The following is a 16,448-nucleotide window of genomic DNA, read 5'->3' as shown; positions in this document are numbered from 1 at the left end:
GCTCTGCTTTCGCCGGCTCAGGCCGCGCCGGCATAGGTGCGAACGGTCTCCAGGAACTTGGCAACAGAGATCGGCTTGGAGAGATAGGCCTCGCAGCCGCCCTCCCGGATCCGCTCCTCGTCGCCCTTCATCGCGAAGGCCGTGACCGCGACGACCGGGATCGCCTTCAGGTCGTCATCCTCCTTGATCCATTTGGTGACTTCGAGCCCGGAGACCTCCGGAAGCTGGATATCCATCAGGATCAGGGCGGGGTGATGCGTCCGCGCCAGCTCGATCGCCTCGATGCCATCCGACGTCTTCAGCGTCGCATAGCCATGGGCTTCGAGCAGATCGTTGAAGAGCTTCATGTTGAGCTCGTTGTCTTCGACGATCAGAACCGTCTTCATCGGGCCGCCCTTCATTCGCGCCGGGAAGGCCCATGCCGAAGGCGGGCTTTCCAAATTGGCGGCGTCATCAGATGATTGCGTAACACGCGAGCAGTTGACGAAACGCAAACCGGATACGTGACTCAAGGCCCTCATGATACGACGACCGACCACCGATCAGGCCGAGACGCTCGCGCTCCAGGCCCTCGCCTTCCTGGCTTCCGAACCCGAGCGGATCGAGCCCTTCCTGAGCGTGACCGGCCTCAACCCGGCCAATCTGCGCGAGGCCGCCGGCGAACCCGGCTTTTTGGCCGCGGTGCTGGAGCATATCGGCAGCAGCGATTCGCTCCTTTTGGAGTTTGCCGGGAATTTAAGGCTGAATCCCGAAATCGTCGCCGATGCCAGGCGCGTCCTCGCCGGGCCGGAGCCGGACGACATTCCGTGAGCACGGGCGCGCCCTCGCCGCGCTGGCTCTGCCGCGACTGCCTCGTGGACCACGACACAGGCGCAGCGCTGAAGCGCTGCCCGGCCTGTGGCTCGCCGCGGCTTCTCAGCCATGCCGAGCGCGATTCACTCAGCCTCGCCCATATCGATTGCGACGCCTTCTACGCCACGATCGAGAAGCGCGACGACCCTGCCCTGCAGGACAAGCCGGTGATCGTCGGCGGCGGCAAGCGCGGCGTCGTCTCGACCTGCTGCTATATCGCCCGCACCTATGGGGTGCGCTCGGCCATGCCGATGTTCAAGGCGCTGAAGGCCTGCCCCGAGGCCGTGGTGGTCAAGCCGAACATGGCGAAATATGTCTCGGTCGGCCGCCAGGTCCGCCAGCTCATGCGCGAACTGACGCCGCTGGTCGAGCCGCTCTCGATCGACGAAGCCTTTCTCGACCTCTCCGGCACGGAGCGACTGCACCATGCCAGCCCGGCGGTGACGCTGGCGCGCTTCGCCCGGCATGTCGAATCCGAGCTCGGCATCACCATCTCGGTCGGGCTGTCCTATGCCAAGTTCCTGGCCAAGGTCGCATCCGACCTCGACAAGCCGCGCGGCTTCTCGATCATCGGGCGGAGCGAGGCGATAGCCTTCCTCTCGACCAAGCCGATCAGCCTCATTCCCGGCATGGGCCCGGCAGGCGTCGCGAAGCTGGCCGAAGGCGGCTTCAAGCTGATCGGCGACCTCCGCGAAGCACCCGTCGACAAGCTCTTCAAGCTTGCCGGCAAGGACGGCCCGCGCCTGAAGAACCTCGCCAACGGCATCGACGCCCGCCAGGTCACGCCGGAGCGCGAAACCAAGAGCGTCTCAAGCGAGACCACGCTCGACGTCGACCTCGCCCGCTTCGAGGAGCTGGAGCCGATCCTGTGGCGTCTCTGCGAGAAGACCTCGAAACGCCTGAAGGCGCAGGAGCTTGCGGGGCGAACCATCACCCTGAAGTTGAAGACCGCCGATTTCCACATCGTCACCCGCGCCGCTCGCCTGCCGGAGCCGACGCAGCTCGCGGCCCGCCTCTTCACCGCCGGGCGCGACCTGCTGAAGCGCGAGTGCAACGGCGCGCATTATCGCCTGATCGGCATCGGTGCGAGCGACTTCAGCCCGCCGGAAGCCGCCGACCACGGCGATCTCGCCGACACCGCGACACCGCGCCTGAAGGCGATGGAGGGCGCGCTCGACAAGCTGCGCGCCCGCTTCGGCGACGAGGCGATCGGCAAGGGGCTGAGCCTGAGGTTGCCGCAGCGCCGCGCGTCGGAACCCGCTACTTCGCGCAAGGCTCCTGAGGAAGAAGATCCAGACGCGTGAGCGTGCCGCGCAGCGCGAACGAGCCGTAATCGAGCCGGATCGCCCCGGTGATGCCGTTCTCGTAGAGCTCGAAATTGATGCTGTAGGCCGGCGTCGATTCGCCGGAGCCCGCCTTGAAATAGGAGATCGTCACCGGCCAGCGCGCCATCTTCCCGAATTCGGGGCGCTGCAGCGGCTTCTCGGCCGGCTCGGCCTCGATGCGCTTCCCGATGATCGAGAGCGTGTCATAGACCTCCTTGCCGGAGTTCGCCCCGTCATAGAGGCGCACGCTCAGCGTCTTCTGCCCGGCGCGGGCCGCCTGGATCACGGCCTTCATCTGCGCGTTGGGAAAGAGCGCGTCGTTGCTCTCGCGATGCGTCTCCGCCTTGGGCTGGCGCAGCTTCACCTCGTAGCCGCCATTGCTCTTCTGGGCCGTGCCGTCGACGATGTCTGGCTTGGCGCCGGCAGCGGTGCTTTCGGTCTTGAAGCGGTAATTCGCGCCGTCCCCGGCCTCGAAGCTGGTGGTGCGGGCGTCGATCAGGCGCGGCCCGGCCTCGGTGCCGAGCTGCGTGACCTGCCGGAAGGACAGCGCATAACCCTCGCAGGCATCGCCGGTGAACTCGAAGGCGATGCGGCCCTTCGCCGTCTCGATATTGCCGGATGGCTTGCCGCTGTCGAGCACGAGGTCATAGACCGCACGATGCGGTGCCAGCACCACCCGCTCCGACGCGGCCTGGGCAAAGGCCGGCATCGCGGCCAGAACCAGCGTCCCCGCGAGAACCCCGCTCGCCTGGGTCGCGAGCTTCGAGACTGTTTCGTTCATGCGCCGCTTGTCCGTTGTGACCTGTGCGAAATCTAGGTGCATCGCGGCAATGGCGCAAACATGGCGGCGGGCTGCTCCTGCCCGTCGCATCGGCCCTGCCCGCGCAACATGTCCCGATGCTTGCGAGGCCCGCTGGCTTCGGCCATGAAAGACTTGCCCGAAGGCACCCTGCCTCGCTCGCGGAGCCAAGCTTATGAACGTCGTCGATACCCGCCTCGCCGAACTCGGCATCACCCTGCCGAGCCCGGCCGCGCCCATCGCCAACTACGTGCCTTATGTGATCACCGGCAACCTGCTGGTCATCTCCGGCCAGATCTGCTTCGGCCTCGACGGCAAGCTTTCCGACAAGCACAAGGGCAAGCTCGGCGCCGAGATCTTCAACGAGGCCGGCCTGGAGGCCGCCCGCCTTTGCGCCATCAACGTGCTCGCCCAGGCCAAGGCCGCGCTCGGCGGCGATCTCGGCCGCATCGTGCGCTGCGTCCGCCTCGGCGGCTTCATCAACGCTGCCCCGCATTTCGCCGCGCTGCCGGCGATCATGAACGGCGCTTCGGACCTGATGGTCGAAGTGCTCGGAGACAAGGGCCGCCATGCCCGTTCGACCGTCGGCGTCGCCGAACTGCCGGCCGATGCCGCCGTCGAAGTCGAAGCGATGTTCGAGATCGCCTGATGTCCGCAGGGACGCTCAAAAACCCCGGCCGGCCCGATCTGGGCTGGCTGGTGGCGAATCCGATCGCGCATCGCGGCCTGCATGATCTGGCAGCCGGCGTGATCGAGAACAGCCCCTCCGCCGCTACCGCAGCGATTGCCGGCGGTTTCGGCATCGAATGCGACGTCCAGCTCACCGCCGATGGCGAGGCGGTCGTGTTCCATGATTTCGTGCTTGATCGCCTGACAGGCGAGACCGGCGCCGTCGTCGCTCGTAAGGCGGCGGAGCTCACCGCGATCACGCTCAAGGGGTCGAGCGATCCCATCCTGACGCTCTCGGCCTTCCTCGACCTGATCGGCGGACGCGTTCCGCTGGTGATCGAGATCAAGAGCCGTTTCGACGGGGACCTGACCCTGACCAAGCGGACCGCGAAAATCGTCGCGGGCTACAGGAACCATCCGATCGTGATCAAGTCCTTCGATCCCGCGATCGTGACGGCTCTGCGCGAGCTTGCGCCGGAGATTCCGCGCGGCATCGTGGCGATGAACGCCTATGATTACGGCGATTACGACAGCCTGTCGCCGGAGCGGAAACATGCCCTCGCCAATCTCCTGCACTTCACCGAGAGCCGGCCGGACTTCATCTCCTGGAAGGTCACCGACCTCGACAGCGCAGCTCCTTACCTCTGCCGCAACGCGCTGGGCCTGCCCTTGGTGAGCTGGACAGTGCGCACGCCTGAAGAGCGGCAGCGGGCCGCGGCCATGGCCGACCAGATGGTCTTCGAGGGCTTCCGCCCTTGAGCGAAGCGGGGGGCGGCGATCTCACCGTTCGTGTCGCGACCTCCCTCAAGGCCGTCCCCGCAGGCGCATGGAACGCCTGCGCCAACCCTCATGCGCTGGCGGACGCCATCTCGGCCCCCGCCGCGCGCCCCGGCGATCCCGCGCTCGACCGGGACAATCCCTTCGTCAGCCATGAATTCCTCATGGCGCTGGAGGAGAGCCACTGCACCGGCGGCCGCACCGGCTGGTCGCCGGCCTATCTCCTCGTCGAGGACGATGCTGGCCAGCTCCTGGCGGCGGCGCCCAGCTTCCTGAAGAGCCACAGCCAGGGCGAATATGTCTTCGACCATAGCTGGGCCGATGCCTACGAGCGCGCCGGCGGACGCTACTACCCCAAGCTCCAGGTCGCTGCGCCCTTCACCCCGGCGACCGGCCCGCGCCTGCTGGTCGCCGATAGCCCACGCGCCGAAGAAGCCCGCGCCGCCCTGATCGATGGGCTGGAAGCGCTGCGCGGGCAGACGCAATCATCCTCAGTCCATGTCACCTTCGCGCAGGAACCGGGCATCGCCGCGCTAAAAGAGGCCGGCTATATCGAGCGCAACGACCTGCAATTCCATTGGCAGAACGAAGGCTTTTCTACCTACGACGATTTCCTCACGACGCTGGCCTCGCGCAAGCGCAAGGTGCTGAAGCGCGAGCGCCGCGAGGCGCTCTCTGCCGGGATCACGATCGAGGTCCTCTCCGGCAACGACCTCACCGAGGCGGTCTGGGACGACTTCTTCTCGTTCTACGAGGATACCGGCTCGCGCAAATGGGGCCGGCCCTATCTCAACCGCGCCTTCTTCTCGGCGGTCGGCGCGGCGATGGGCGAACGCATCGTGCTGGTGATGGCGAAGCGAGCCGGGCGCCATATCGCCGGCGCCATCAATTTCCGCGGCGCCAACACGCTCTACGGCCGCAACTGGGGCTGCATCGAGGATCACCCCTTCCTGCATTTCGAGGTCTGCTACCATCAGGCCATCGATTATGCGATTGCCCACGGCCTCGCCCGCGTCGAAGCCGGCGCGCAGGGCGAGCACAAGCTGGCCCGCGGTTACCGGCCGGTCATCACCCGCTCGCTGCACCATATCGCCGATCCCGGCCTGCGCCGGCCCGTCGCCGCCTATCTCGCGCAGGAGCGCGAGCAGATCGCGGCGGCGCGGGAAGCGCTGGCAGCCGAAAGCCCCTTCCGCAAGACGGATACCGCCGATGACTGACGCCGCGCTTGCGACCACCACCTCCTCCGCGCCGATCTTCTGCGAGGACGGCGAACTCGGCTATCGCCGCAGCCTCACCGACTTCACGAATCCGCTCACCCTCGACGAAAGCTACCGGCTGGCACATCTGCCTCTGGTCGCGCCGGAGCATCCCGGAATCATCGCCCGGCGCGAAGGCAAGTTCTACGAGATGGGCCGCCACCCTGTGGTCTACTCGCTGGTCCTGCCTTTGGAAGACCGCGCCTTGCGCGCTTCTCCGGCCTTCCTCGCACTGGAGGCCGAGCTGAAGGCCGCGCCCTTCGCCGGCAAGATCGCCTGGAACATCCTGCCGAAGCGGCAGGGCCGCCTGCATGCGACGGTCTGCGGCTCGCTCAGCCTTGCCGAGGCTCCAGCCATCACGGCGGAGACGCGCGAAACCCTGCGCCGAATTGAGCCCTTCACGGTGGAACTGCGCGGTCTCTTCTCCGGCAACGTCAATTGCGGCCGGCTCTATCTCCCGGTCTATCCGGAGAAGCGCGCCGGGCGGAACGCGCTGCAGGAAGTGCAGGCGGCTTTCGGCCGGACGCCTGGCGATCTCTGGCTCGTCGGCCTCTACAACCTCACCGACGATCTCGATGCCGCCGAAACCGCGGCGCTGGCCGAGATCGTCGCACGCTGGTGGAGCAAGTCCCTGCTTCGTCTCACCGTGAGCGAGCTTCAGGTGATGGGCGCCAGCGATGACCTCGTGCTCGACGCCCATGTCGAGACGGTGCTGCCGCTCAGCGCCTGAGGCGGGGCCATCAGCCGGCCCGCGGCCTTGACGCCTCGGCCGGGGCGCCGCAGCTTGCGCCTACCCATTTCCGACCCTGCCGGACCCGCCATGACCGCCTATGATCAATCCAACGTCTTCGCCAAGATCCTGCGCGGCGAACTGCCCTCCCACACTGTCTACGAGGATGGCGAGACGCTCGCGATCATGGACATCATGCCGCGCGCCGACGGCCATGTTCTGGTGATCCCGAAGGCCGCCTGCCGCAATGTCTTCGACGCGCCCGCCGATGCGCTGAATGCGGTCGCGCTGACCACGCAGAAGCTGGCGCGCGCCGTGAAGGCGGCCTTCTCGGCCGAGGGCGTCACCATCCAGCAGTTCAACGAGGCCGCCGGTGGCCAGGTCGTGTTCCATCTCCATGTCCACGTCATGCCCCGCTTCGAGGGCGTGGCGCTCCGCCCGCATACCGGCGCGATGGAGAAGAACGAGGTGCTGGCCAGCAATGCCGAGAAAATCCGCGAGGCCCTGAAAAAAATCTGAGGGGCCATGTCACAACGAGGCCGGCTCGATCGTCTTGCCGTCATCAACCGATGGAGACAGTCATGAGCCAACGCCTCAACGCCTTCCAGATCGCGCCCGAAGCCTACAAGGCGATGCTGGTCCTGCAGGACTACGTCAACAACTCGACCCTCGAGCACAGCCTGATGGAGCTGGTGAAGATCCGCGCTTCGCAGATCAACCGCTGCGCCTATTGCCTGCACATGCATGTGCTCGACGCACGCAAGGCCGGCGAGAGCGAGGCGCGCATCAACCTGCTCAACGCCTGGGAGGAGTCCGAGCTCTATACGCCGCGCGAGCGTGCCGCCCTGCGCTGGACCGAGGAACTGACCCGCGCCTCCGAGCGCAGCCCGAGCGACGCGGCCTATGCCGAGCTGAAGGAGCATTTCAGCGAGAAGGACATGGTCGACATGTCCTTCGCGATCGGCGCCATCAACACCTGGAACCGCATCAATGTCGGCTTCCGCACGCGCCACCCGGCCGACCGGCCGCGCAAGACCGAGGCCGCCGCCTGATGACACCGCCCCGGCGCGCATGACGGGCGCGCCTGCCAGCCCCTTCGAGGCCAACCGGTCCTACCTGATCCGCCTCGCCTACCGCATGCTCGGCTCGCTCAGCGATGCCGAGGATGTGGTGCAGGATGCATGGCTACGCTGGCACGACTCCGCGCCCGAGGCGATAGCGAACCCGCGCGCCTGGCTCGGGCGCGTGGTGACGCGGCTCTGCCTCGACCTGATGAAGTCGGCCCGGCGCAAGCGCGAGACCTATGTCGGCGCCTGGCTGCCGGAGCCCCTAATCGAGACGATCGGCGCTGCCCCGAGTGCCGGCGAAGCGATCGACGTGCCCTATGCGCTCCAGCTCGCGCTGGAACGGCTTTCCCCGCTGGAGCGCGCCGCCTTCCTGCTGCACGACGTCTTTGACCAGCCTTTTTCCGAGATCGCCGACACGCTCGGGCGCAGTGAGGCCACCTGCCGGCAGCTCGTCTCACGGGCGCGCCGCCATGCCCGCGAGGAGGACGGCCCGCGCCACCCGCTCTCGCCCGACGACGCCCGGCGCTATGCAAAAGCCTTCTTCGAGGCCGCCCACAGCACCGATGCCACGATCCTGAAAAGCATGCTGGCCCATGACGCGATCCTGCGCGCCGATGGCGGCGGCAAGGTCAATTCGGTGCTGAACCCGATCCTCGGCAGCGACAAGATCGGCCGCTTCTTCGCCGGCATCAGCCGCCATGTCGAGCGCGAGGCTCGCGCCACGACACGCTATGAATTCGTGATGATCAACGGCCTGCCCGGCTATGTCAGCCTGGAGCGCGGCGAAACAGCCCAGGCGATGGCGCTCGATATCCGCGACGGGGCAGTCGCCGCGATCTACATCATTCGCAATCCCGACAAGCTCGGCCATGTCCGCCGGCTGCTGGCGGAAGTCTAAGCGAAGGGGACAAGTGCCAAGTCACTCCTAGCCAGCGCCACCCTTGTCATTCCGGGGCGCGCCGCAGGCGCGAGCCCGGAACCCACGACCGGGTGAGACATCCTGTGTTCGGTTGCTGGCCGCGCACCCGGTCGTGGGTTCCGGGTTCTTCGCTACGCGAAGCCCCGGAATGACAAGGGGTATGCCTAGGCCGCGAACAGCCAGACGCCGCCGATCAGGACCGTCTCGCCGGCGAGCACCGCGAGCATCATCCGGCGCTTGTCGACGAGCATGACGGCGGCCGCGGCCACCAGCGCCGCGACGCGCACCCAGCCCGGAGCCGCCGCGAGCACGCCCGGCGGCGAGACGATCAGCTTGGCCACGATCCCCGCGAGCAGCGCGGTCGCGACCGCCCTCACCCATTCGAGCAGCGGCGAATCGTTGGAGAGCCCACGCGAGAAGCCGACCGCAAGCCAGCGCCAGATCTCCGTCGGCAGCACGGCGAAGAGCAAGAGCGCGAGATAGGGCCAGAGCGGCCCGTCGAGCATGGCGATCGGCTGGGTCATGCCGACTTCCGTTTCCGTCCGATGAGGAAGGCCAGGGTTCCGGCCACGAGTCCGGCCACGATCAGGTCGAAGCCACCGCCGATGAAGCGCTGGCAGAGGGGCGCGAAGGCGAGCCCGAGGATGAGAGCCGCCACATCGCCGCGATGGCGCAGGCCGGCGAGCAGCGAGATCAGGAAGAACATCGGCGTCAGGCACAACAGGCCGGCAGCGAAGGGAACCGGCAGCGCGCCGAGCAGGTAGTACCCAGCAAAGGTGCCGAGCGAGCTCACCGCCATGCAGGTATTGGCGAAGCCGAGGAAATAGGCCACGCGCTGATGCGGCGCGATGCCGGGCAGGCGCCGCAAACCCTCGCTCCAGGCGGTGACCGCAACGTAGTGGGCGAGCAGAACCTGCTGCCAGACGCTCTGGCCGGGCCGGCGCAGCAGCGGCAGGATCGCCATCGTCATCGGCAGGAAGCGCAGCGAGGCGAAGGCAATCGCGATCACGATCGCGCTCCAGGCGGCTCCGGCCGCGATCGAGGCGAAGAACAAGACCTGAGAGGGACCGGCCCAGACCAGGATGGTCGAGAGCACGGCGACATCGACGGGATAGCCGACATCGCGCGCGAGCGAGCCGATGCCGATCAGCCCGAAGCCGACGATCCAGGCCGGCAGCATCAGCGCATCGCGCATGCCGGCCAGCGCGACGCGCTGCCAGCTCCAGTCAGCGGATACGCTCATGAGGTCATTGCTGCGGGATGGTTCGACACAGGTTCCGGCCCGGAAGAGTGCCCGGTCAGTTCCTCTATCGTCCATGCGCCCGACGCTTGCATAGCCACCGGCAAGCCGGTCCGCTCTGCGGTTGATGCAGGAGCGTCGGCGCTGACCGTCAGCCCTTACCGCCCTTCATCGCGATGGCGATGAGTTCGTTGGCGAACTCGATCAGTTCCTTGGGGATGCCGCCGACGGCCTGCACGCCGAGATAGATCAGGTAGCCGAAGGCCGGCACCAGGATCCAGCCCAGCACTTCCTCGAAGATCTTGCGGCGGCGGCGACGCCGGTCCCGCTTCTCGAACCAGCCGAGCTTCTCCTTCTTCGGGCGCGCCGGGGCGGTGGGCGCCACGGGTGCCTCCTGAAGCACCTCGCCGCCATCGGCGGCGAGGCTCGCGGTCTTGCGCTTGAACAACACGTTCTCAGGCCTTCGTCAGCGGAACCTTCGGCACGGTGCGGACGCCCTTGGCCGAGGCCTTCGGCGCGCCACCTGTCCCATCTGGAGTGCCGCTACCTTTAGGCCCTCGCCGCGGCGGAGTCTTGGTCGTTTTGCCGGCAGCCGCAGTTTTCGCACGCGGCTTCGGAACGCGCTTGGCGGTCGCCGCCGCGACATCTTTCTCCGGCTTGGGCTTGGCCGGCCCGTCCGGGAACTCGAGGCCGAGCACCTTGATGCCGGTCTCGGACTGGACGACGACGACCTTGACCGCGCCGCCGCTCTTCAGGCGCCCGAACAGAACCTCGTCGGCGAGCGGCGTCTTGATCGTCTGCTGGATCAAGCGCGCCATCGGCCGGGCGCCCATCGCCTCGTCATAGCCGTTCTCGACCAGCCACTCGCGCGCCTCGTCCGAGAGCTCGATCGTGACGTTGCGGTCGGCGAGCTGCGCTTCGAGCTGGAGCACGAACTTGTCGACGACGCGGGCGACCACCGTCTTCGGCAGATGGCCGAAGGAGATGACAGAGTCGAGCCGGTTGCGGAATTCCGGCGCGAACAGCTTGTTGATCGCCTCGGTATCGTCGCCCTCGCGCTTGGTGCGGGTGAAGCCATAGGCGTTGCGGGCCATATCGGCGGCGCCGGCATTGGTCGTCATGATCAGGATGACGTTCCTGAAATCGACCTGCTTGCCGTTATTGTCGGTCAGCTTGCCGTGATCCATCACCTGCAGGAGGATGTTGAACAGGTCCGGATGGGCCTTCTCGATCTCGTCCAGCAGCAGCACGCTATGCGGATGCTGGTCGATCTGGTCGGTCAGCAGGCCGCCCTGGTCGAAGCCGACATAGCCCGGAGGCGCGCCGATCAATCGCGAGACGGTGTGGCGCTCCATGTATTCGGACATGTCGAAGCGGATCAGCTCGACGCCGAGCGAGGAGGCGAGCTGGCGCGCGACCTCGGTCTTGCCGACGCCGGTCGGGCCGGCAAAGAGATAGCAGCCGATCGGCTTCTCGCCGTCGCGCAGGCCGGCGCGGGCGAGCTTGATCGAGGAGGACAGCGCCTCGATCGCCTTCTCCTGGCCGTAGACCGTGCGCTTCAGCGTGGTCTCGAGATTGCGCAGCACCTCGGCATCGTCCTTGGAGACGGTCTTGGCCGGGATGCGCGCCATGGTTGCGACCGCAGCCTCGATCTCCTTGACGCCGATCGTCTTCTTGCGCTTGGACTCGGTCACCAGCATCTGCGAGGCACCGGTCTCGTCGATCACGTCGATCGCTTTGTCCGGCAGCTTGCGGTCATGGATGTAGCGGGCCGAGAGCTCCACCGCCGCCTTGATGGCGTCGTTGGTGTAGCGCAGCTTGTGGAACTCCTCGAAATAGGGCTTCAGCCCCTTCAGGATCTCGATCGTGTCCGGAACCGACGGCTCGTTGACGTCGATCTTCTGGAAGCGGCGCACCAGCGCCCGGTCCTTCTCGAAATACTGGCGGTATTCCTTGTAGGTGGTCGAGCCGATACAGCGTAGCGAGCCCGAGGCAAGCGCTGGCTTCAGCAGGTTGGAAGCGTCCATAGCGCCACCCGAGGTCGCACCGGCGCCGATCACCGTATGGATCTCGTCGATGAACATGATCGCCTTCGGGTGCTGCTCGATCTCCTTCATCACCTGCTTGAGGCGCTCTTCGAAATCGCCGCGATAGCGCGTGCCGGCGAGCAGCGTGCCCATGTCGAGCGAGAAGACGGTCGCGTCCTCCAGCACCTCGGGCACCTCGCCGCGCGTGATCTTGAGGGCGAGGCCCTCGGCGATCGCGGTCTTGCCGACGCCGGGATCGCCGACCAGCAGCGGATTGTTCTTCTGGCGGCGGCACAGGATCTGGATCGTGCGCTGCACCTCGGCCTCGCGGCCGATCAGCGGGTCGATGCGCCCGTCCCTCGCCTTGCGGTTGAGGTTGACGCAGTAAGCGTCGAGCGCACTTTCCTTTTTCTTCTTGTCCTTGTCCTCGGCCTGGCCCTGCTCGGAGCGCTGCTCGCGCTGCGGCTCGCCCTCCTCCTCGGAACCGCGGACAGGCCGGCTTTCGCTCGCGCCGGGGCGCTTGGCGATGCCGTGGCTGATATAGTTGACCGCGTCGTAGCGGGTCATGTCCTGCTCCTGCAGGAAGTAGGCGGCGTGGCTCTCACGCTCGGCGAACATCGCGACGAGCACATTGGCGCCTGTCACCTCCTCGCGGCCCGAGGACTGGACATGGATCACCGCGCGCTGGATGACGCGCTGGAAGCCGGCGGTCGGCTTGGAATCGTCACGTCCGTCGGTGACGAGATTGGTCAGCTCCGCGTCGATGTAATCGACGAGATTGCGCCTGAGCAGGTCGAGATCGACGCTGCAGGCGCGCATCACCGCGGCCGCGTCCTGATCGTCGACCAGCGCGAGCAGGAGGTGTTCGAGGGTGGCGTATTCGTGACGGCGCTCATTGGCGAGGGCCAGAGCCCGGTGAAGCGCCTGTTCGAGACTGCGCGAGAAACTCGGCAAGGGGCGCGCTCCTATCTGATTTCCAAAAGAACTCGATGACCCAAGACTACTTCTTCTCCATCACGCATTGCAGCGGATGCATGTGCTTGCGCGCCAGATCCATGACGAGCGTAACCTTGGTCTCGGCGACTTCGTAGGTAAAGACGCCGCATTCGCCGACGCCGTTCTGATGCACATGCATCATGATCTGCGTGGCTTCGGCGCGATCCTTGTTGAAGAACCGCTCCAGAACGTGAACGACGAACTCCATCGGAGTGTAGTCGTCGTTGAGCAGCAGGACACGATAGAGATTGGGCTTGCGCGTCCGCGTCCGGGTGAGGACCGCAGTGCCGCTGCCCTCGCGCCCGCCGCCTTCGCGCCCGCTGCCATCGCTCGGTGGCTGGCCGCGCTTGGGGCGATCGGCCATGGCCAGCCCGGTCATCACCAACCCGCCGCCGGCGCGCACCGGACGCCCTGCCTGCCTTGCCTTGTCCTGGCCTGACTGCATCATTCCCGTCCGCGCCGTATCCACATCCGATCCTGCATCGTCATCCGAGATAGTGCTTCGCCTGTGAATTTACAGACCTCGCTCCTGCTTCGCCAGCCCGTTCGCGGCAAGCATGGCCGATAAGCTCTCCGCAAGGCAGCCCCGACTTGACCCGGCCGTGCCGGCGGACTTAAGCCCGGCAGCCCGCTGGACAAGGACGCCACCATGACTCCCAACGCCATCGTGACCATCGGCGAGGATCTCGCCCGCCCCGTGCGCTTCGGCAATGCGCTGCCGCTCGCCCTGATCGCCGGCCCCTGCCAGATGGAAAGCCGCGATCACGCGCTCGAATGCGCGCTGGCGCTCAAGGAGATCGCAGACGAGCTGAAGATCGGCCTTGTCTTCAAGGCCTCCTTCGACAAGGCCAACCGCACCAGCGTCAAGGGCGCCCGCGGCATCGGCATGAAGGCCGCCCTGCCCGTCTATGCCGAGATTCGCGAGCGCACCGGCCTGCCGGTCGTGACCGACGTGCACGAGGCCGACCAGTGCGCGCCCGTGGCCGAAATCGTCGACATCCTCCAGATCCCGGCCTTCCTGTGCCGCCAGACCGATCTGCTCGTCGCCGCCGCGAAGACCGGCCGCGTCGTCAACGTCAAGAAGGGCCAGTTCCTCGCCCCCTGGGACATGGTCAATGTCGCCGCCAAGGTGACCGAGAGCGGCAACCCGAACGTGATGCTGACCGAGCGCGGCGCCTCCTTCGGCTACAACACGCTGGTCTCCGACATGCGCGCCCTGCCGACCATGGCCGAGATCGGCGCGCCGGTGATCTTTGACGCCACCCATTCGGTGCAGCAGCCCGGCGGCAAGGGCGCCTCGACCGGCGGCCAGCGTGAATTCGTGCCGGTGCTGTCTCGCGCGGCGGTCGCCGTCGGCGTCGCCGGCCTCTTCATCGAGACCCATCCCGATCCCGACAAGGCGCCCTCGGACGGCCCCAACATGGTGCCGCTCGCCGAGTTCAAGGGCCTGATCGCCGAATTGCAGGGCTTCGACCGCCTGGCCAAGTCGCGCACCGCCCCGGCGGCGCTCGCCTATGTCTGATCCCGCGTCGCTGAAGGAACCATCGGCGACATCGCTAGGAACGCTCGTTCTCGTCCTCGGGGCCTGCGGTTTCGCCTCGACCTTCACCATGCGGCTCATCGACCCGCTGGTGCCGACCCTCGCCGACCATTTCAGTCGCTCGATCGCGCAGATCGCGGTGATGGCGACAGCGTTCTCCTTCTCATACGCGTTCGGGCAGCCGGTCCTCGGCCCCATCGCCGACGCAGTCGGCAAGATCCGCACGATCGGCACCTGCCTCGCCCTCCTGACCCTGCTGTCGATCGCCTGCTCTTTCGCGCCGAACTACGAGGTATTGCTCGCGCTGCGTGCTGCGAGCGGCATCGTCGCCGGCGGAATCATCCCGATCGCGATGGCCGCGATCGGCGATCGCGCGACGATGGCTCAGCGCCAGATCACGCTCGGCCGCTTCACCGTCATCATGATCTTCGGCCAGATGGCTGGCGCCGCCTGTTCCGGCGTGATCGCCGAATATGCCGGCTGGCGGGGCGTCTTCCTGATGGCAGGCGGCATTGCCGCGCTCGCCTTCCTGATGCTGACCCTGACGATGCGGCCGCGCGCCAATGCGGTGCGCCGCCGTCCGACCCTGGGCGGAGCGATCGCGAGTTACGCGGCCGTCTTCTCGAACCCGCGCTCGAAGCTTCTCTATGCGCTGGTGATCACCGAAGGCAGCCTGATCTTCGGCATGCCGCCCTTCGTCGCCGCAATCCTGCAGGAGCGCGCCGGGGTCGGCCCCTCGCTTGCCGGGCTGGTCATCGCCGGAACCGGCATCGGCGGGCTGATCTACGGTCTCTCGACCCGTATCCTGGTTGATCGGATCGGCCCTGCCCGCATGCCGGTCGTCGGCGGCGTTCTCATGGCGATCGGCTATGGGCTGTTTGCGCTGCCCTTCCTGCCGTGGTGGAGCGCCGTGCCGTTCTTCGTCATCAACGGCTTCGGTTTCTTCCTGATGCACGGCACGTTCCAGGCGCAGGCCACCGAACTCGCGCCCGGCGCCCGTGGTTCGGCGGTCTCTCTGTTCGCCTGCTCGCTGTTTGCGGGCCATGCGCTCGGTCCCGTGCTGATGGGCACCGCGCTCCACTTGTTCGGCACGACCGGCGCCGTCACCCTTTTTGCCGTTGGGATCGGGCTGCTCGGCTTTGCCGCGCCGCGCATCCTGCCGATGCTCGGCGCGGCGGAGGCTCACCGCCCGCGATAGGGCGCAACGCCCTGGTCGGGCAGCCAGAGGCCCTTCGGCGGCTCGCCTGTTTGCCAGAACACGTCGATCGGAATGCCGCCGCGCGGATACCAGTAGCCGCCGATGCGGAACCATTCCGGCTCCAGCAGATCGACCAGCGTCTTGCCAATCGACACGGTGCAATCCTCGTGGAAGGCGCCGTGGTTGCGGAACGAGCCGAGATAGAGCTTCAGCGACTTCGATTCGACCAGCCACTGCCCCGGCAGATAATCGATGACGAGGATGCCGAAATCGGGCTGGCCGGTGACCGGGCAGATCGAGGTGAATTCCGGACAGGTGAAACGGGCGAGGTAGTTCGTGCCGGCATGCGGATTAGGCACGCGGTCGAGTCGTGCCTCCTCCGGCGAGGCGGGCAAGGCGCTGCTCTGGCCGAGCTGCAAGGTGGAGGCGTCGATGGTCATGGGATGCTCCTGCATTTGGGCGGGGTTCTAGAGCATCTCCGGCCGACATGGGAACTGCCGCCGTTTCGAAGACCGGACAGCATCTGCCCTGCATCCTGCTGCGCGCAGCAGCAGGAGCTTCCGTCCGTTCGTAAATAAAACGATCGATATAATAATCAAATTTTATACGATCATATTCGATAGTTTTCTTAAATATCTCCCGATCTTCCACACGCTTGTTTGCGTGATCGCGTCATAAGATCTAGGTCGATCTCACGAAATCAGAAGCCTAGACCAAGCTACATGATCATTGCCGGCATATTATTTCTGATGGGCCTGCTGATCGGCTTGTCTTACGGCTATCCGGCAATCGTCCTGGCCAGCGTCGCCGTCACGCTCGTCATCTTTCCGACATGGGTCATCCGCGGCGAGTTCGGCCTCTTCGTCGTCCTCGTCTGGATCGGCTATCTCTTCGCGCTGCAGGCCGGCTTCCTGCTCGGCGGCTATCTCGGGCTGCCGGACGAGGACCAGGACCTACCAGAACCAGACCGGCCGCCCCGCAGCGAGGCAAAGCCCCACCCACCACAGCACGGTGAGGCCGGACCAGAACAGGACAGAGTTGAGTGAAGGCCGG

General features: G+C 66.4%; 20 protein-coding genes. 12 read left to right on the top strand and 8 right to left on the bottom strand.

From position 1 onward, the window contains the following. Window positions 1-17 precede the first annotated feature (17 nt). Window positions 18-386, bottom strand: coding sequence for a response regulator (locus AC6RIC_RS13345; protein WP_047574547.1), 369 nt, complete (start codon window positions 384-386; stop codon window positions 18-20). Window positions 387-519: 133 nt separating this feature from the next. On the opposite strand from AC6RIC_RS13345, the gene AC6RIC_RS13340 reads away from it, so the two are divergent. Both AC6RIC_RS13340 and AC6RIC_RS13335 read left to right on the top strand, forming a co-directional pair. Beyond that, window positions 520-810: a DUF3572 domain-containing protein gene (locus tag AC6RIC_RS13340; RefSeq protein ID WP_499736497.1), complete on the top strand. Its 291-nt coding sequence runs from the start codon at window positions 520-522 to the stop codon at window positions 808-810. Next, entirely contained in the window at window positions 807-2,156 is a 1,350-nt protein-coding gene (locus tag AC6RIC_RS13335; protein ID WP_499736496.1) for a DNA polymerase IV, read from the top strand. The genes AC6RIC_RS13340 and AC6RIC_RS13335 overlap by 4 nt, the downstream gene beginning before the upstream one ends. Here the strand turns inward: AC6RIC_RS13335 and AC6RIC_RS13330 are convergent. Then, complete coding sequence (locus AC6RIC_RS13330) at window positions 2,113-2,958, bottom strand: cell envelope integrity EipB family protein (RefSeq protein WP_499736495.1); 846 nt, start codon at window positions 2,956-2,958, stop codon at window positions 2,113-2,115. The genes AC6RIC_RS13335 and AC6RIC_RS13330 overlap by 44 nt on opposite strands. Window positions 2,959-3,151: 193 nt before the next feature. Between AC6RIC_RS13330 and AC6RIC_RS13325 the strand changes: the two genes are divergently transcribed. The 7 genes from AC6RIC_RS13325 to AC6RIC_RS13295 all read left to right on the top strand — a co-directional run bounded on the left by AC6RIC_RS13325 (window position 3,152) and on the right by AC6RIC_RS13295 (window position 8,373). Further along, complete coding sequence (locus AC6RIC_RS13325; protein WP_454656721.1) at window positions 3,152-3,625, top strand: RidA family protein; 474 nt, start codon at window positions 3,152-3,154, stop codon at window positions 3,623-3,625. Further along, complete coding sequence (locus AC6RIC_RS13320; protein WP_499736494.1) at window positions 3,625-4,404, top strand: glycerophosphodiester phosphodiesterase family protein; 780 nt, start codon at window positions 3,625-3,627, stop codon at window positions 4,402-4,404. The genes AC6RIC_RS13325 and AC6RIC_RS13320 overlap by 1 nt, the downstream gene beginning before the upstream one ends. After that, a complete protein-coding gene (locus AC6RIC_RS13315) occupies window positions 4,401-5,639 on the top strand; it encodes a GNAT family N-acetyltransferase (RefSeq protein WP_499736493.1) in 1,239 nt (412 codons plus the stop codon). The genes AC6RIC_RS13320 and AC6RIC_RS13315 overlap by 4 nt, the downstream gene beginning before the upstream one ends. Continuing rightward, entirely contained in the window at window positions 5,632-6,408 is a 777-nt protein-coding gene (locus tag AC6RIC_RS13310; protein WP_499736492.1) for a 2'-5' RNA ligase family protein, read from the top strand. The genes AC6RIC_RS13315 and AC6RIC_RS13310 overlap by 8 nt, the downstream gene beginning before the upstream one ends. Window positions 6,409-6,498: 90 nt before the next feature. Next, window positions 6,499-6,927 carry an HIT family protein gene (locus tag AC6RIC_RS13305; protein ID WP_257731955.1) on the top strand — a complete coding sequence of 143 codons (429 nt, stop codon included), beginning with the start codon at window positions 6,499-6,501 and terminating at the stop codon, window positions 6,925-6,927. Window positions 6,928-6,989: 62 nt separating this feature from the next. Continuing rightward, window positions 6,990-7,460 (top strand): carboxymuconolactone decarboxylase family protein, encoded by a 471-nt coding sequence (locus AC6RIC_RS13300; RefSeq protein WP_499736491.1) that lies wholly within the window; start codon window positions 6,990-6,992, stop codon window positions 7,458-7,460. Between the two features lie 19 nt (window positions 7,461-7,479). Continuing rightward, entirely contained in the window at window positions 7,480-8,373 is an 894-nt protein-coding gene (locus AC6RIC_RS13295) for a sigma-70 family RNA polymerase sigma factor (RefSeq protein ID WP_499736490.1), read from the top strand. 185 nt (window positions 8,374-8,558) lie between these two features. On the opposite strand, the gene AC6RIC_RS13290 is transcribed toward AC6RIC_RS13295, so the two are convergent. From AC6RIC_RS13290 to clpS, 5 genes are all read right to left on the bottom strand, one after another. After that, window positions 8,559-8,918 carry an AzlD domain-containing protein gene (locus AC6RIC_RS13290; RefSeq protein ID WP_454656715.1) on the bottom strand — a complete coding sequence of 120 codons (360 nt, stop codon included), beginning with the start codon at window positions 8,916-8,918 and terminating at the stop codon, window positions 8,559-8,561. Continuing rightward, a complete protein-coding gene (locus AC6RIC_RS13285; RefSeq protein WP_499736489.1) occupies window positions 8,915-9,637 on the bottom strand; it encodes an AzlC family ABC transporter permease in 723 nt (240 codons plus the stop codon). The genes AC6RIC_RS13290 and AC6RIC_RS13285 overlap by 4 nt, the downstream gene beginning before the upstream one ends. Before the next feature lie 148 nt (window positions 9,638-9,785). Further along, window positions 9,786-10,082 (bottom strand): hypothetical protein, encoded by a 297-nt coding sequence (locus tag AC6RIC_RS13280; protein ID WP_454656713.1) that lies wholly within the window; start codon window positions 10,080-10,082, stop codon window positions 9,786-9,788. A gap of 7 nt (window positions 10,083-10,089) precedes the next feature. Then, a complete protein-coding gene (gene clpA / locus AC6RIC_RS13275) occupies window positions 10,090-12,615 on the bottom strand; it encodes an ATP-dependent Clp protease ATP-binding subunit ClpA (RefSeq protein ID WP_499736488.1) in 2,526 nt (841 codons plus the stop codon). Window positions 12,616-12,661: 46 nt separating this feature from the next. Next, entirely contained in the window at window positions 12,662-13,021 is a 360-nt protein-coding gene (gene clpS, locus AC6RIC_RS13270; protein WP_499736593.1) for an ATP-dependent Clp protease adapter ClpS, read from the bottom strand. Between the two features lie 285 nt (window positions 13,022-13,306). Here clpS and kdsA point away from each other — a divergent pair, with 285 nt between their 5' ends. Then, window positions 13,307-14,179 (top strand): 3-deoxy-8-phosphooctulonate synthase, encoded by an 873-nt coding sequence (kdsA, locus tag AC6RIC_RS13265; RefSeq protein ID WP_454656711.1) that lies wholly within the window; start codon window positions 13,307-13,309, stop codon window positions 14,177-14,179. Beyond that, window positions 14,172-15,395 carry an MFS transporter gene (locus tag AC6RIC_RS13260; RefSeq protein WP_499736487.1) on the top strand — a complete coding sequence of 408 codons (1,224 nt, stop codon included), beginning with the start codon at window positions 14,172-14,174 and terminating at the stop codon, window positions 15,393-15,395. The genes kdsA and AC6RIC_RS13260 overlap by 8 nt, the downstream gene beginning before the upstream one ends. Here AC6RIC_RS13260 and queF read toward each other — a convergent pair. Next, the gene (queF, locus tag AC6RIC_RS13255; RefSeq protein WP_293808740.1) at window positions 15,380-15,835 is read right to left on the bottom strand and encodes a preQ(1) synthase; all 456 of its coding nucleotides are present in this window, start codon (window positions 15,833-15,835) and stop codon (window positions 15,380-15,382) included. The genes AC6RIC_RS13260 and queF overlap by 16 nt on opposite strands. A gap of 282 nt (window positions 15,836-16,117) precedes the next feature. Between queF and AC6RIC_RS13250 the strand changes: the two genes are divergently transcribed. Beyond that, window positions 16,118-16,441, top strand: a complete 324-nt coding sequence (locus tag AC6RIC_RS13250; RefSeq protein ID WP_454656709.1) for a hypothetical protein — start codon at window positions 16,118-16,120, stop codon at window positions 16,439-16,441. Window positions 16,442-16,448 lie beyond the last annotated feature (7 nt).

This window comes from Allobosea sp. TBD101 (assembly GCF_059817965.1).
This window is presented reverse-complemented; position numbering and strand designations above follow the sequence as displayed.